9 protein-coding genes are annotated in these 15,487 nt (G+C 70.4%); all 9 read left to right on the top strand.

All coding sequences use genetic code 11. From position 1 onward, the window contains the following. The first annotated feature begins 10 nt into the window (after window positions 1–10). The 9 genes from DDV73_RS22745 (at window position 11) to DDV73_RS22705 (ending at window position 15,439) form a co-directional block, all read left to right on the top strand. Complete coding sequence (locus tag DDV73_RS22745) at window positions 11–1,519, top strand: alkaline phosphatase D family protein (protein ID WP_109509579.1); 1,509 nt, start codon at window positions 11–13, stop codon at window positions 1,517–1,519. 360 nt (window positions 1,520–1,879) lie between these two features. Next, window positions 1,880–3,472 carry an alkaline phosphatase D family protein gene (locus DDV73_RS22740; protein ID WP_109509559.1) on the top strand — a complete coding sequence of 531 codons (1,593 nt, stop codon included), beginning with the start codon at window positions 1,880–1,882 and terminating at the stop codon, window positions 3,470–3,472. Between the two features lie 61 nt (window positions 3,473–3,533). Beyond that, window positions 3,534–4,229 carry a SecDF P1 head subdomain-containing protein gene (locus DDV73_RS22735; protein WP_109509558.1) on the top strand — a complete coding sequence of 232 codons (696 nt, stop codon included), beginning with the start codon at window positions 3,534–3,536 and terminating at the stop codon, window positions 4,227–4,229. A 130-nt stretch (window positions 4,230–4,359) separates the two neighbouring features. After that, complete coding sequence (hflX, locus tag DDV73_RS22730; RefSeq protein ID WP_240617430.1) at window positions 4,360–5,913, top strand: GTPase HflX; 1,554 nt, start codon at window positions 4,360–4,362, stop codon at window positions 5,911–5,913. A 69-nt stretch (window positions 5,914–5,982) separates the two neighbouring features. Then, window positions 5,983–8,268, top strand: a complete 2,286-nt coding sequence (gene secD, locus DDV73_RS22725) for a protein translocase subunit SecD (protein ID WP_109509557.1) — start codon at window positions 5,983–5,985, stop codon at window positions 8,266–8,268. Between the two features lie 39 nt (window positions 8,269–8,307). Continuing rightward, on the top strand, window positions 8,308–8,736 hold the full coding sequence (locus DDV73_RS22720) for an SRPBCC domain-containing protein (protein WP_109509556.1): 429 nt from the start codon (window positions 8,308–8,310) through the stop codon (window positions 8,734–8,736). Between the two features lie 91 nt (window positions 8,737–8,827). Beyond that, window positions 8,828–10,873, top strand: coding sequence for an ATP-dependent DNA helicase (locus tag DDV73_RS22715; protein ID WP_420818486.1), 2,046 nt, complete (start codon window positions 8,828–8,830; stop codon window positions 10,871–10,873). A gap of 98 nt (window positions 10,874–10,971) precedes the next feature. Beyond that, window positions 10,972–12,453, top strand: coding sequence for a M1 family metallopeptidase (locus DDV73_RS22710; RefSeq protein ID WP_206051049.1), 1,482 nt, complete (start codon window positions 10,972–10,974; stop codon window positions 12,451–12,453). A 145-nt stretch (window positions 12,454–12,598) separates the two neighbouring features. Continuing rightward, window positions 12,599–15,439, top strand: a complete 2,841-nt coding sequence (locus DDV73_RS22705; RefSeq protein WP_109509554.1) for a hypothetical protein — start codon at window positions 12,599–12,601, stop codon at window positions 15,437–15,439. The last annotated feature ends 48 nt before the right edge of the window (window positions 15,440–15,487 follow it).

Genomic DNA, 15,487 nt, shown 5'->3' with positions numbered 1-15,487 from the left:
GGTGGACGCCATGCAGGCCAACCGCCGCCGACTACTGACCACGTCGGTCGGTGCGTTGGGTGCAGTGGGCGCGACCACCACCGGTGCCCGCGCGGCGCGCAGCCCGGTCCTGGGGCAGGCGCCGGGACAGACCCGGCGCCGGATCACACTGCCGAGCGGGGTGCAGTCCGGCGACGTCACCACCCACCAGGCGGTGCTGTGGGCGCGCGCCAGCGGTGAGGGCCGGCTGGTCGCCCGGGTCGCCGACGACCGCGGGGTGCGCACCATCCGGGGCCCGCTCGCGACCTCGGCCACCGACTTCACCGCCCGGCTTGACCTGGCCGGGCTGGCCTCGGGTCGCGAGTACGACGCGACGCTGTGGTTCGAGAGCCCGGCCGGCGTACACGGCGAGGCGCAGCACCTCACCTTCCGCACCGCCGACCGGTACGGCGCCGCGACCTCGTTCGTCTGGTCCGGCAACACCTGCGGACAGGGCTGGGGGATCAACCCCGACCTCGGAGGACTGACGGCGTACGACGCGATGCGGCGTACCGAGCCCGACTTCTTCGTGCACTGCGGCCGCAGCGTCTACTCCGACTCGCCGATCGCCGAGACCGTCACCGAGCCGGACGGCCAGGTGTGGCGGAACCTGGTGGTCCCCGAGGTGGTCAAGGTCGCGGAGTCGATGGCTGAGTTCCGCGGCCGGCACCGCTACAACCTGATGGACGACAACGTCCGGAGGATGGCGGCCGAGGTGCCGATCATCGCGCAGTGGGACGACCACGAGACTCATCACGGGTGGTGGCCCGGCCGGGTCCTCGACGACTCGCGCTACACCGAGCAGCGGGTCGACGTACTCGCGGCGCGGGCGCGGCGGGCCTGGCAGGAGTACCAGCCGATCAGCACCGCCGCCGTCCACGGCCGCGGCCGCGACGGTTTCGCGGCCGCGCGGATCTATCGCAAGATCGACCGCGGCCGGCACCTCGACCTGTTCTGCCTCGACATGCGGATCCCCGATGGAAGCCAGGACCAGGACGCGGAGCCGACCCCGATCCTCGGCGCCGCCCAGACCGCCTGGCTGATCCGTGAGGTGGTCCGCTCGCCGGCGACCTGGAAGGTGATCTCGGGCGACCTCCCGCTGGGCCTGGTCGGGCCGGCCGGTCGTGAGAGCGAGATCGCCCAGGCGCTGAAGGCCTTCCGCGACCACGGCGTACGCAACGTCGTGTGGATCACCGCCGACGTCCACTACTGCGCCGCCCACCACTACCGCCCCGAGCGCGCGACGTTCACCGACTTCGAGCCGTTCTGGGAGATCGTCGCCGGCCCGATCGCGGCCGGCACCTTCGGGCCGCGCGAGCTGCACCCGACATTCGGGCCGGAGGTGGTGTTCGGCAAGTACGCCGACTACCCCAACCAGTCGCCCCGGCACGGCAACCAGTTCTTCGGGCACGCCGCCATCGACAACGACGGCGAGCTCACCCTCAGCCTCCGCAACGCCGTCGGCAGCGTCCTGTGGAGCAAGCAGCTCGCCCCCGACTGACCCGGCCGCTCTTCACCCCCACGCACGCCGACCCGGCCCGTCTTCACGCCTGTGTGCGTCGACCCGGCCGCTCTTCACGCGGGTGTGCGTCGACCCGGCCCGTCTTCACACGCACCGTGTCAACACGGGCCGGGTCGGGGGGTTGGGGCGTGAACACGAGCCGGGTCAGTGGTCTGAGGCGTGAACACGAGCCGGGTCAGCGGTCTGACGCGTCAACACAGGCCGGCTCGGCGTACTCCGTCTCGAAACCAAGGAGACACCGGCGCGACGCCAGCCTGCCGCGCGCTGGGCGGCGGGTGTTGTGTCCATCGTCATCTGCCGGCCGAGCCCCCGACAATTCGGACCCGGATCGTCAGACACATGGTCCGGGTCAACCGTCGTACCCTGCTCACCACGGCGGCCGGCGCGTCCATCGGGGCCACCCCGCAACTGGTCGACGCCGGCTCGCGGTTCCTCGGTTTCACCAAGTCGCCCGCGCAGATCTACGAGCGGATCGACCTGCCGACCGGCGCTCAGTCCGGCGACGTCACCGCGACCAGCGCGGTGCTGTGGGCGCGCTCGGCACAGGCCAGCCAGCTGCTGGTCCGGCTCAGCAGCAACGGGCGGGTGGTGCGCTCGGTCCGCGGCGCGTGGACCGACGAGCGGCACGACTTCACCGCCAAGCTCGCCCTGACCGGCCTCGCGCCCGGCCGTGAGTACGACGCCACCATCTGGTTCGCGGACTACGGCGGTCGCCGCAGCCGTCCCGAGCAGCTGACCTTCAGGACCGCGCCGATCCACCCCGCGCCGCAGAGCTTCGTCTGGTCGGCCGACACCTGCGGCCAGAGCTGGGGGATCAACGCCGAGGTCGGCGGCTTCACCGGCTACCGCGCGATGCACGACGTACGGCCCGACTTCTTCATCCACGCCGGCGATCACATCTACGCCGACGAGGTGGTCGAGGAGGCGGTGCTGGAGTCTGACGGCCACATCTGGCGCAACACGGTGATCGAGGAGCTGACCCGACCCGCGCAGACCCTGCGCGACTACCGCGGCCGCTACCGCTACGTGCTGTCCGACGAGAACGTACGGCGCTTCCACGCCGCCGTCCCACAGGTGTCGATGTGGGACGACCATGAGACGGCCAACAACTGGTACCCCGGCTGGGTCTACCCCGACGACCGCTACACCGTGGAGCGGCGCTGCGACGTGCTGGCCCGGCACGGCCGGCAGGCCTGGCAGGAGTACATGCCGATCGCGAACGCCGACCTCACCGGCCGCGGTGACGACGGGTTCGCCTCACGCCGGATCTACCGGAAGATCTCGCGCGGCGCGCACCTGGACGTGTTCTGCCTGGACATGCGCTCGTTCCGTGACCCGAACACCTTCAACAACGAGCCGGAGGAGCGATCGCTGCTCGGCCGTACCCAGGCCGACTGGCTGATCCGCGAGGTGTCGGCCTCGCGTGCCACCTGGAAGTGCATTGTCGCTGACCTGCCGCTCTCGGTGATCGGCCACGACAAGGGTGGCGAGCACTACGAGGGCACCGGCTGGTACGACTCCTACGCCAACACCGACGACGGCGCCCCGCTCGGACGCGAGCACGAGCTGGCGCGGGTACTCACCGCCTTCAAGCGAAACGGTGTGGAGAACTTCTTCTTCCTGACCGCCGACGTCCACTACACCGCCGCCCACCACTACCGGCCCGAGCGAGCGACGTACGGCGACTTCGACGAGTTCTGGGAGTTCGTGTCCGGCCCGATCCAGGCATCGACGTTCGGGGTCAAGCCGCTGGACCAGACCTTCGGCGGCGAGATCGTCTTCGCCAAGGGCAACGACGGGGTCAGCCAGTCGCCGCGGCTGGGCAACCAGTTCTTCGGCCAGGTCGAGATCGCCGCGTCGGGTGAGCTGACGGTCAACCTGCGCAACATCGGCGGACAGGTGCTGTGGACTCGCGAGTTCCATCCGTCCTGAGCGTGGGTACGGTGCCGGGCATGGATGCCCCCTGAGTCTCCCGCTGTCCGCCCTGCTGCTCGTGGCACTGACCGGCTGCTTCGGCGGCGACGGCTCGGACGGCCCGACCCTGACGCTCGAGGCGGACCCGACGGCGTCGTACTCCGACCAGCAGCTGGACTCGGTGCCCGACGTACTCACCCAGCGGCTGCAGGTGCTCGGGTACGGCGACGCGACGGTCGAGAAGGAGTCGTCCACCGAGTGGAAGGTGCAGCTGCCGGCGGACGCGCAGAACCTGACCGCCGAGGAGCTGACCTCGCCGGGCGGTGCGGAGTTCCGGCAGGTGGTCGCGACCGCCGCCAACGCCGAAGCCGAGCCGAGCCAGCCGGACGCGATCGTGCTACCCGACGAGACCGGCGCGTTCCTCGAGCTCGGCCGGCCCGAGATCAACTCCGACCAGGTCGATGAGAGCGAGGCGGCGATCCCGGAAGGGCGCACCGAGTGGGTGATCACGGTCAAGTTCGACGTCGACGGCGCTGCGGCCTGGCAGCGGCTCACCGCGGCGGCCGCCTGCAAGACCGGCGACCAGCAGCGGATCGCGATCGTGGTCGGCGGCGAGCTGGTGTCCTCGCCGACCGTGCAGGCGACCCCGTGCGAGGAGGGCATCCCGGGCGACACCACCGAGATCACCGGCGCCTTCAACAAGGACGAGGCCGAGCAGCTTGCCCACCAGATCGCCTTCCACCCGCTCGCGGTCTCGCTCCAGCCCGCTGGTTGAGGTCCGAGCGAAGCGAGGAGGTTGAGGAGGTTGCGCTAGCAACCGTCTCGAAACCCGTGGCGCAAGAAAGGCGACCTTGCCAAAAACGCGTTCGCGGATTGTCGGTGCGCCGACCTACCCTTGAGCGCATATGAGTAACGCACACGACTTCTCCCTCGACGCCGAGCTGACCGCGACCGAGGCCTGGGATGAGACGGACGAGCGGGACGGCGAAGCTCGCTTCGCGACCCGGTCGTCCGATCGAGAGTCTCCCTTCGAGAGCGGGTACGCCGACGAGGCAGTGTCCGCGGACGGTCCCGACCCCGAAGACGCGGACCTGACCATCGGCGAGCAGGACCTTGCCGAGCGGCACGCCCTGAGGCGTGTCGCCGGCCTGTCGACCGAGCTCGAGGACATCACCGAGGTCGAGTACCGCCAGCTCCGCCTCGAGCGCGTGGTCCTCGTCGGCGTCTGGACCGAGGGCACCGTCGAGGACGCCGAGAACTCCATGGCCGAGCTCGCGCTGCTGGCAGAGACGGCCGGCTCGCAGGTGCTCGACAACGTCTACCAGCGGCGGCAGAAGCCCGACCCGGCGACGTACATCGGCCGCGGCAAGGTCGACGCGGTGCGCGAGATCGTGCAGGCCAGCGGCGCCGACACCGTGATCCTCGACGGCGAGCTCGCGCCGTCCCAGCTGCGCAACCTGGAGGACCGGCTCAAGGTGAAGGCGGTCGACCGGACCGCGCTGATCCTCGACATCTTCGCCCAGCACGCCAAGTCCAAGGAGGGCAAGGCGCAGGTCGAGCTGGCGCAGCTGCAGTACATGAAGCAGCGCCTGCGCGGCTGGGGTGGCCAGCTCTCCCGGCAGGCCGGTGGCCGGGTCGGCGCCGACGGCGGCGGCATCGGTGGCCGCGGCCCCGGTGAGACCAAGATCGAGACCGACCGGCGCCGGATCAACACCAAGATCGCCAAGCTGCGCCGCGACCTCGCCGCCACCAAGGGCACCCGCGAGACGATGCGCCAGGAGCGGCGCCGCAACTTCGTCCCGTCGGTCGCGATCGCCGGCTACACCAACGCCGGCAAGTCCTCGCTGCTCAACAGGCTCACCAACGCCGGCGTACTCGTCGAGGACTCGCTGTTCGCGACGCTCGACCCGACCACCCGGCGGACCACCACCGCCGACGGCCGCGTCTACACGATGAGCGACACCGTCGGCTTCGTCCGGCACCTGCCGCACCAGCTGGTCGAGGCGTTCCGGTCGACGCTGGAGGAAGTCGGCGACGCCGACCTGATCCTGCACGTCGTCGACGGCTCGCACCCGGACCCGGAGGGGCAGATCGCGGCGGTCCGCGAGGTGCTCGCCGACATCGACGCGGCCAAGGTCCCCGAGCTGATCGTGATCAACAAGGCCGACCTCGCCGACCCGATGGTGATCGCCCGGCTCCGCCAGCGCGAGCCGCACTCGGTGGTGGTCTCGGCCAAGACCGGCGACGGCATCGCCGACGCGCTCGCAGTGGTCGAGGGCGAGCTGCCGCGGCCGGCGGTCGAGTTCAGCGCGCTGTTGCCCTACGACCGCGGCGACCTGGTCGACCGCATCCACCGCAAGGGCGAGATCGAGACCCTCGAGCACACCGCCGACGGCACTCTCGTCACCGGCCGCGCCCACGAGGATCTCGCGGGCGAGCTCGCCGCGTACGCGGTCTGAGCCGGTCCCTCCCGGCGGCTCTCCTGGCCGCTTTTGGCTCAGGTTGGGGCGTCGGGGAGGATGTGCGGCATGTCACGCGGTGTTCTCGTCCGTTTGTTGCTCGTGATCGGCCTGCTCGGGGGTTGTGCCGCGCTGGCGCTCAACAAGGAGCCCCGGCTCGGCCTCGACCTGCGCGGCGGTACCCAGATCACCCTGCAGGCCAAGGACTCCCCGTCCGGTGTCGAGGCCAACGCCGACAACGTCGACAAGGCGGTCGGCGTGCTCCGCGGCCGTGTCGACGCGCTCGGCATCGCCGAGCCGACCCTGGTCCGCTCCGGCGAGAACCGGATCCTGGTCGAGCTGCCCGACGTCCAGGACCCGCGGCAGGCGGTCGAGGTCCTCGGCCGGACCGCGCAGCTCACGATCCACCCCGTCGTCGCCTCCGCCGCAAGTGCCGACGCCGAGCCGTCCAAGCCCGACAACCAGGTGCTGACCAGCGACAACGGCGACTTCATCGAGATCGGCCCGACCCGGATCGAGGGCAGCCGGATCAAGGGTGCCGACGCACGGAACGACCCATCGCGCGGTGTGGACTGGACCGTCAACATCGACTTCGACGGCACCGGCGGCAGCGCGTGGGAGGAAATGACCGGCGAGGCCGCCTGTAACCAGCCCGGCGACCCGAAGCGACGGGTCGCGATCGTGCTCGACGGTGAGGTCATCTCCTCGCCGCCGGTGGCCGAGACCGTCGTCTGCGACGTCGGCATCGGCGGCAACGGCACCGAGATCACCGGCGGCTTCACGGTCGACCAGGCCAAGGACCTGGCCCTGCTGATCGAGGGCGGCGCGCTGCCGCTCCCGGTCGAGGTGATCGAGAACCGCACGGTCGGGCCCACCCTCGGCGAGGAGGCGATCGAGGCGTCGTGGAAGGCGGCGGTGCTCGGCCTGATCCTGACCGCGCTGTTCATCACGGTCATCTACCGGCTGGTCGGCTTCGTGGCAACGGTCGCGCTGACGTCGTACGCGCTGCTCGCCTACGCCATCCTGGTCGGCCTCGGCTCGACGCTGACCCTGCCGGGCCTGGCCGGCTTCGTGCTCGCGATCGGCTTGGCGATCGACGCCAACGTGCTGGTGTTCGAACGCGCGAGGGAGGAGTACGCCGAGCATCCGTCGGCCGGGATGAAACGTGCCCTGATGGTCGGCTTCAACAAGGCCTGGACCGCGATCATCGACTCCAACGTCACCACGCTGCTGGCGGCGGCCCTGCTGTTCCTGCTCGCGTCCGGTCCGGTCAAGGGCTTCGGCGTCACCCTGTCGATCGGTGTGGTCGCCTCGATGATCTCGGCGCTGGTGATCGCGCGGGTGCTCACCGAGCTGACCGTCCAGCTGCCGTTCGTACGCCGTCGGCCCAAGCTCACCGGTCTGGCCGACGTCGGCCGGGTCCGGCTCTGGCTGGAGGAGCGCAACCCCGACCTGATGAGCCGCCGCAGGACCTGGCTCGGCCTCTCCGGTGCGCTGGTCGTGATCGCGCTGCTCGGCATGGTCACCCAGGGCCTGAACCTCGGCGTCGAGTTCACCGGCGGCAGGCAGCTGGAGTACACCACCGCCGAGAAGATCTCGGTCGACAGGGCGCGTGAGGCCGTCACCGATGCGGGTTTCCCGACAGCGACCGTGCAGGCGGCCGACGACGACAAGATCAGCGTCCGCACCGGCAAGATCGACGACACCGAGAAGGACCGGATCCGCGAGGCGATTGCCGAGGCGGGTGGCGACGCGACCCAGGTCCGCGACGAGTCCATCAGCGCATCTCTCGGCAAGGAGCTTCGCAACAAGGCGCTGCTCGCCTTCGGGATCGCACTGCTCGCACAGATGGTCTACCTCGGGATCCGGTTCAAGTGGACCTTCGGCCTCTCGGCGGTGCTGACAATGTTCCACGACGTGGTGATCGTGACCGGTGCCTTCGCCTGGCTCGGCAAGCCGATCGACGGGATCTACCTGGCCGCGGCGCTGACCATCATCGGTCTGTCGGTCAACGACACCGTCGTGGTGTTCGACCGGGTCCGCGAGCGATGGCAGGGCAGTAGTGAGGAGAAGTTCACCGAGGCCGCCAACAAGGCCTGCCTGGAGACCACGCCACGCACCATCAACACCGGTCTCGGCGCGATGTTCATCCTGGCCGCGCTGGCCATCCTCGGCGGCGACTCGCTCCAGGACTTCGCGATCGCGCTGCTGCTCGGCCTGTTCATCGGCACCTACTCCTCGGTGTTCGTCGCGACCCCGCTGGCGTCGTACCTGCAGGAGCGGTGGCCGATGCCGCGTGCCACCAAGGTCAAGCGCGGCCCGCGGGCTCCCGACGACTCCGGCGCGGTGATCTGACGCGGCATAGCCGGGACCGGCGTGGGTACCACCCCCGCCATGACTGGACACACCGCAACCGCCGAGGTCGACGTGAGCGCGGCGCCGGCGCAGGTCTGGCAGGCACTCACCGACCCGAGCCAGATCAAGCGCTACATGTACGGCGCCGAGGTCGACGCCACCTGGGAGCCGGGCAGCCCGATCACCTGGAAGGGCGAGTACGACGGCCGCGGCTACCAGGACAAGGGCGAGGTCATCGAGGCCGAGCCCGGACGCCGGCTTGTGGTCACTCACTTCAGCCCGCTGTCCGGGCAGGAGGACAAGCCTGAGAACTGCCACCGGCTGACGTATGACTTGGAGCCCGCCGGCGACCGTACCCACCTGCGCCTGGAGCAGGACAACGCCGGCTCCGCGGAGGAGGCCGAGCACTCCCGCCAGAACTGGCAGACGATGCTGGACAACCTGAAGAACCTGGTCGAGCGCGGCTGAGCACGTCCGGCGCCTTGGTTTCGAGACGGTTGCTGCACAACCTCCTCAACCAGCGGCGTAAGGAGTCGGTGGTGGCGGCTAGGGTGCACGGGTGCCGTCGCCAGAGCCCTCCTCACCCGGCCCAGCCCCAGGCCCGGACAGCCGGGTTCGTGACCTGCTGGCGCGCGCCGTCGACACGCTGGGCGGCCAGGAGCGGCCGGGTCAGATCGAGATGGCCGAGGCGGTCGCGGGCGCGATGCGCGACGGCGAGCATCTGCTCGTCCAGGCCGGCACCGGCACCGGCAAGTCGCTGGCCTACCTGGTGCCCAGCCTGCTCCACGACGACCGGGTGGTGATCGCGACCGCGACCCTCGCCCTCCAGCACCAGCTGGTCGAGCGCGACCTGCCCCGGCTGGTCGACGCGGTCGGCGGCGAGGGCGGCGTCGACGCGAGCTTCGCCGTACTCAAGGGGCGGTCCAACTACGCCTGCCTGCACCGGATCCGCGAGGGAGTGCCGGACGACCAGGGCGCGCTGATCGAGGTTCCCACCGGCACCATGGGCGCCGAGGTGCTCAAGCTGCGCGAGTGGGCCGAGGAGCAGGCGGAGGGCGGCGGCTTCGGCGAGCGCGACCACGCACCCCGGCACACCGACAAGATCTGGCGGCAGATCTCGGTCAGTCACCGCGAGTGCCTGGGTGCGACCAAGTGCCCGTACGCCGCGGAGTGCTTCGCCGAGCAGGCCAAGGAGCGCGCCGCCAAGTCGCAGCTCGTGGTCACCAACCACTCACTGCTCGCGATCGACGCCATCGAGGGGATCCCGATGATCCCCGAGTACGACGTCGTGGTCATCGACGAGGCCCACGAGCTGACCGCGCGGGTCACCCAGGCCGCCACCGACGAGCTGACTGCCAGCGAGGTCGAGCGGGCCGGCAAGCGAGCGAGCCGCCATGTCGAGGGCGATCAGGGAGAGGAGCTTGCCGACGCTAGCGACGCCCTGCGCGCCGCCCTCGACGCGGTCGACCCTGGCCGGATCGACCGGCTCTCCGACGAGCTCGGCGACGCGCTGGTGCTGGTCCGCGATGCCGCCCGCGCCTGCATCTCGGCGTTCCCTAAGGACAGCGCGGACGGCGAGGGCGACGCCGGCAAGACCCAGGCCAAGGGCGGCGTACAGGAGGTGTTCGGCACCGCCGAGCGGATGGCCGCCAACCTCGACTCCGACGTGCTGTGGATGGCTGAGGGCAGGGAGCGCGCGCCGGACCGGCTCTGCGTGGCGCCGCTCCAGGTCTGGGGCCAGATGCGCGACCGGCTGCTCACCGAGAAGACCGTCGTGTTCACCAGCGCCACCCTCAAGCTCGGCGGTGACTTCGACGCCGTCGCCTCGTCGGTCGGGTTGAAGGCAACTGAACGCATCATGCCGCCTGGTTTCGAGACGGTTGCTGCGCAACCTCCTCAACCAACGGCGGGCGAGGATGACGGCGTACTGCCGTGGCACGGGATCGATGTCGGCTCGCCGTTCGACTACGCCAAGCAGGGGATCCTGTACGTCGCGCGCCGGCTGCCGCCGCCGGGGCGCGACGGCATGAGCGAGCGCACCTTGGACGAGATCGTCGGCCTGGTGGACGCCGCTGAGGGGCGCACCCTCGGGCTGTTCTCGTCGCGCCGGGCCGCCGAGACCGCGGCGGAGGCGGTGCGGGAACGGCTTCCCCACCTGACCACGCTCGCCCAGGGCGACGCCCAGCTGCCGGAGCTGGCCCGCCAGTTCGCGAGCGACCCGCACACCTCGCTGTTCGGCACCCTCAGCCTGTGGCAGGGGCTCGACGTACCCGGCGACACCTGCCAGCTGGTGCTGATCGACCGGATCCCGTTCCCGCGGCCGGACGACCCGCTGATGTCGGCGCGCCAGCGCGCGGCCGACCAGGCCGGCGGCAACGGCTTTATGCAGGTCGCTGCCACGCACGCCGCGCTGCTGCTCGCCCAGGGTGCCGGCCGGCTGATCCGGACCACCGCCGACCGCGGTGTGGTCGCCTGCCTCGACTCTCGCCTGGCCACCGCCCGGTACGGCGGCTTCCTCCGCGCCAGCCTGCCCCCGATGTGGTCGACCACCGATCCGGATGTCGTTCGCAACGCGCTGAAGCGTCTCGCCGGCGCCACCCCCTGACTGCCATTGTCTACAAGAATGGTAGGAATAAACATCCACCAACGAAGTTGAGGAAGGTACCCATGATTAAGCCCACCAGGGCGCACACAATGCGTCGCGTGGCTGCAGTGGTCGCAACCTGCCTGGCGCTCGGGACCGTTGGCGCAACAGCGGAAGCCCGGAAGGCCGACACGATCGGCTCCGACGGCGTCGGCGACAGCTACTACCCCCGCTACGGCAACGGCGGGTACGACGTCGGCCACTACGACATCCGGCTCCAGTACGACCCGGCCACCGACAAGCTGTGGGGCCAGACCACAGTGCTGGCCAAGGCCACCCAGGACCTCACCCGGTTCAACCTCGACTTCGGGCTGACCGTCGACTCGGTGACCGTCAACGGCTGGCCCGCCAGCCACACCACCGCCAGCGAGCACGAGCTGGTGATCACCCCGGCCCGCAAGATCAACAAGGGCCAGCGGATCACCGCCGTGGTCCGCTACGAAGGCATCCCGTCGACGGTCAAGATCAACGGCTTCACCTCCTGGAAGCGGACCGCCGACGGCGCGCTCGCGGTCAACGAGCCGGAGATCGCCAACTGGTGGTTCCCGAGCAACGACCACCCGACCGACAAGGCGACGTACGACATCTCGATCGGCGTACCCAACGGCGTCGAGGCGATCAGCAACGGCGTCCAGGCCCGCCCGCCGACGCCGTACCGTCCCGGCTGGACCCGCTGGTCGTGGCGGAGCACCAAGCCCGCGCAGACCTACATGGCGTTCCTCGCGATCGGCCAGTACGACATCACCACCGACACCGCGCCCGACGGCAAGCCTGTCCTCAACGCGATCTCCGAGCGCCTCGGCGACAGCACCAACGCCGCCCGCGCCAGCATCGACCAGACCGTGGAGATCGCGGGCTGGGCGAGCACCGTGTTCGGTGAGTACCCGTTCGAGGCGTACGGCGGCGTGGCCGGCCCGCTGGACGGGATCGGGTTCGCGCTGGAGACCCAGACCCGCCCGGTCTACGGCTACCGCTTCTGGACCGGCGGCAGCAACCACTACGTCGTGACCCACGAGCTGGCCCACCAGTGGTACGGCGACGCCGTGGCGCTGGACGACTGGAAGAACATCTGGCTGCACGAAGGCTTCGCGGCGTACGCCGAGTGGCTCTACTCCGAGCACATCGGCGAGGGCACCGCGCAGGAGCTCTTCGACTTCAACTACGGCCGGATCCCCGCCACGGACCCGTTCTGGCAGGTGAAGCCGGGCGACCCGGGGCCGGAGAACCAGTTCGCCGGCGGCGTCTACACCCGCGGCGCGATGACCCTGCACCAGCTTCGGGTCACCATCGGTGACGAGCTCTTCTTCCAGCTGCTGAAGGACTTCGTCGCCGACCACCGCTACGGCAACTCCTCGAACGCCGACTTCCAGGCCGCCGCCGAGGAGATCAGCGGGCAGGACCTCGAGGCGCTGTTCGACACCTGGCTCTACACGCCGGGCAAGCCGGTGCTCGAGGGCAAGGCGGCCAGGCTTGCCGACCGCACGCCGGAGAAGCCGGCGTCGTTCGACAAGATCGTCGAAGGCGAGGCCCACGCGCGGTAGTGCGAACCTGAGCCAGCCCCAGAACGTCATACGGACCGAGCCCTTCGGGGTTCGGTCCGTTTGGCGTTCCATCCCTAGTAGGTCGGTCAAATCGGACGTATCTCCGCCCGAACGCGCGCATCCTGAATGAGTGGAGGTGTCCGCCATGGCTGCTGACCCGAAGACCGACGACGTCGAGCTCCGACTGCTCCGGCTGTCGGCTGTCCGCTGCCTGCTCTACTGCGCGCTCTTCCTCGTCCTTCAGGTGCCGATGTGGCTGGCACCCGGCCACGAGAACGCCGACCGCACGGCCTCCGCCGACCTCAGGCTCTCACTGCTGCTCGACATCGCCTTCTCGATCGCGCTGCTGATGGCGGCGTTCCGGCTGACCGAGTTCCTGCGCGCCAACGAGGAGCGCCGTACCACCGCGGCCGTCCGTCGCGCTGGCGAGGACGCCGCCGCCGCGGATGCCGCGCGGGATGGCCGCGACCGCCGGTTCCGGCGGATCCGGCTGGGCGGCAGCCTGCTCGCGGTTGCGGCCCTGCTGAACTTGGCCGAGGCCGCGGTTCTGTGGGGGCGCTTCGCCCCGGACGGTGACCCGCTCGACGGGTTCCGCTCGGCGTGGGTCTGGTACCTCACGCCGGTCATCGTCGGCCTGACCGTTGCCGGGGGTGTGCTGGTGGCGAGCGTGCTGCGCCGGGCCGGCGTACCGCTGGGCGACCCGATGCACCGCGCCGCGCTGCGCGCCCAGGCGATCCCACCCAAGATCGGTCAGGGCCGGGACACCGTGATCGCCTGCTCCGGCGGCGGCATCCGGTCGGCGTCGTTCTGCCTCGGCGCCCTGCAGGCCCTGATGGCGGCCGGCGTCTACCGCGGCGCCTCGGCGGTGGTCGGCGTCAGCGGCGGCGGCTACATGGCCGCGGCCTTCCACTACGTCGGCCGGCACCTGACCCCCGCCGACCCCGCGCCGTTCGAGCAGGGCACGCCCGAGCTGACCCTGATGCGCCGGCAGACCCGCTACCTGCTCCCACACAAGACCGAGCTGTTCCGCGGCCTGCTGTCGATCCTGTGGGGCGTGCTGGTCAACGTGGTCATGATCGCGTTCGCGCTCCGGGCGCTCTCCTGGGTGCTCGGCTGGTACCTCGACCGGTACGACGTGGTCATCACCGACGGCACCAACGTCGTGGTCAACGTACCGTTCCTCTGGGCGTTCGTCGCGCTCGCCCCGTGGGGCTTCGCCGTCCTCCTGTTCTTGATCCTGGAGAAGGGCATCGACCGGTTCGCCCAGGTCACCGACGATGTACGCCGCGGCTCGCGCGCCATCCTGCGGCTGGCGCTGAGCGCCGGCACCGTCACCACGGTCCTGATGCTGGGCGTGCCGTACACGCTGCACCTGCTCAACCAGCTGGCCGGCAGCGAGCGGACCTTGCCGAAGGCGATCACGGTCGTGGTCGAACCCGGCCTGTGGGGCTACGCCACCGCGATCAGCGTCATCACCGCCCTCCTGGCACTGGCCAAGACGCTGCTCACCGGCCTCAACCGGGTCGGCTCCCAGAGCAGGCTGGTCGGCAAGGTGCTCAGCAAGCTGCGGCTGGTGGTCGCGCCCTGGCTCGGTACGGCGATCATCCTCGTGGTCGCGTTCGTGGTCTTCGTGCGCTGGACCTCCGGCTACGCCACCCGCGCCGACTGGCGCGACGCCTGGACGACCGGGCTGATGTTCCTGCTGGCCGCGGTGGTGGTCCGGGTCTTCACCGACGCCAACCGCACCTCGCTGCACCACTTCTACCGCGAGCGCCTGGCCACGGCGTACCTGGTCCAGCGCGAGGACCACACCGCCGACGTCGAGCCGTACACCAAGCCGCTACGGGTCTCCAAGTACGCCGGCCGCAACGGCGGCGGCGGACCGGAGCTGGTGATGGCGGCGGTCGCGAACGTCGCCGACCAGCAGTACGTGCCGAGCGGTCGCGGCTGCGTGCCCTTCATCATCTCGGCGAGCGCCACCGGCGTGATCGGAGACCCGTCGCTGCCGCCCCGCGGCACCAAGCCGACCCGTGCCTACGAGGACTCCGCCGACTACGACGGCCGCGACCTGACCGTGCCCGCCGCGATGGCGATCAGCGGCGCGGCGTTCTCACCGCTGACCGGCCGGGCCAACGCCCGCACCCGGCCGGTGCGGGTGCTGCTCACCGTGCTCAACGCCCGGCTCGGGGTCTGGCTCCCCAACCCCTACCTCACCCCGCCGGAGCTGATCACCCGCGCCCGCGCGGCGCGCGCCGAGTACAAGACCTATCGCAAGGCCGATGCCGACGGTCCGAAGGCGCTGGAGGAGTACGTCGCCACCCGCACCGCCGACGGCCTGACCCCGGTGCCGAGCCTGTGGAAGCTGCGCGGCTGGGAGCTGCTTGCCCGGACCATCAGCGTGGCCGGCAAGCCTGGTCCGTACCGGCTGCTGCGCGAGGCGTTCGGGCAGCCGTCCCTCTATGACCGCAAGCTCTACGTCACCGACGGCGGCCACTACGACAACCTCGGCCTGCTGGAGGCGCTGCGGCGCCGGCCGGACCGGATCGTGGTGATCGACGCGAGCGCCGACGACGAGAACAGCTTCGGAACCCTGGCCGAGGCGATCGCCACCGCCCGCATGGACCTCGGCGTCGAGATCACCTTCGACACCTCGAAGATGCGCTCGACGGTCGACGCCGACGGCGGCACCCATCGCGCCGAGGAGGCGTGGGCGGTCGGGCACGCGCTCTACAGCAACGGCGACCGCTGCGTGATCTACCTGCTGAAGGCGCTGCTGACCGACGGCCTGAGCACCGACGTCGAGCACTACAAGCTCAAGAACCCCGAGTTCCCGCGCCGCTCCACTGGCGACCAGCTGTACGACGAGTGGGACTTCGAGGCCTACCGCTACCTCGGCAACACACTTGCCTACAAGATGCTCGACGAGACCGGCCTCGGCCCAATGCCACGTAGCGTAGATCGGTCTGTCATGCGGCTCTCGGTCTGAGGGCGTGGAGGTTGATCGTGGGTGGATCTGGGTGGCTGGTGCTGGCGG

Origin of the sequence: Nocardioides speluncae (assembly GCF_003121585.1) — a bacterium.
Taxonomy (GTDB): domain Bacteria; phylum Actinomycetota; class Actinomycetes; order Propionibacteriales; family Nocardioidaceae; genus Nocardioides; species Nocardioides speluncae.
Note: the sequence above shows the minus strand (reverse complement) of the source record. Positions and strands in the feature narration are given on the sequence as shown.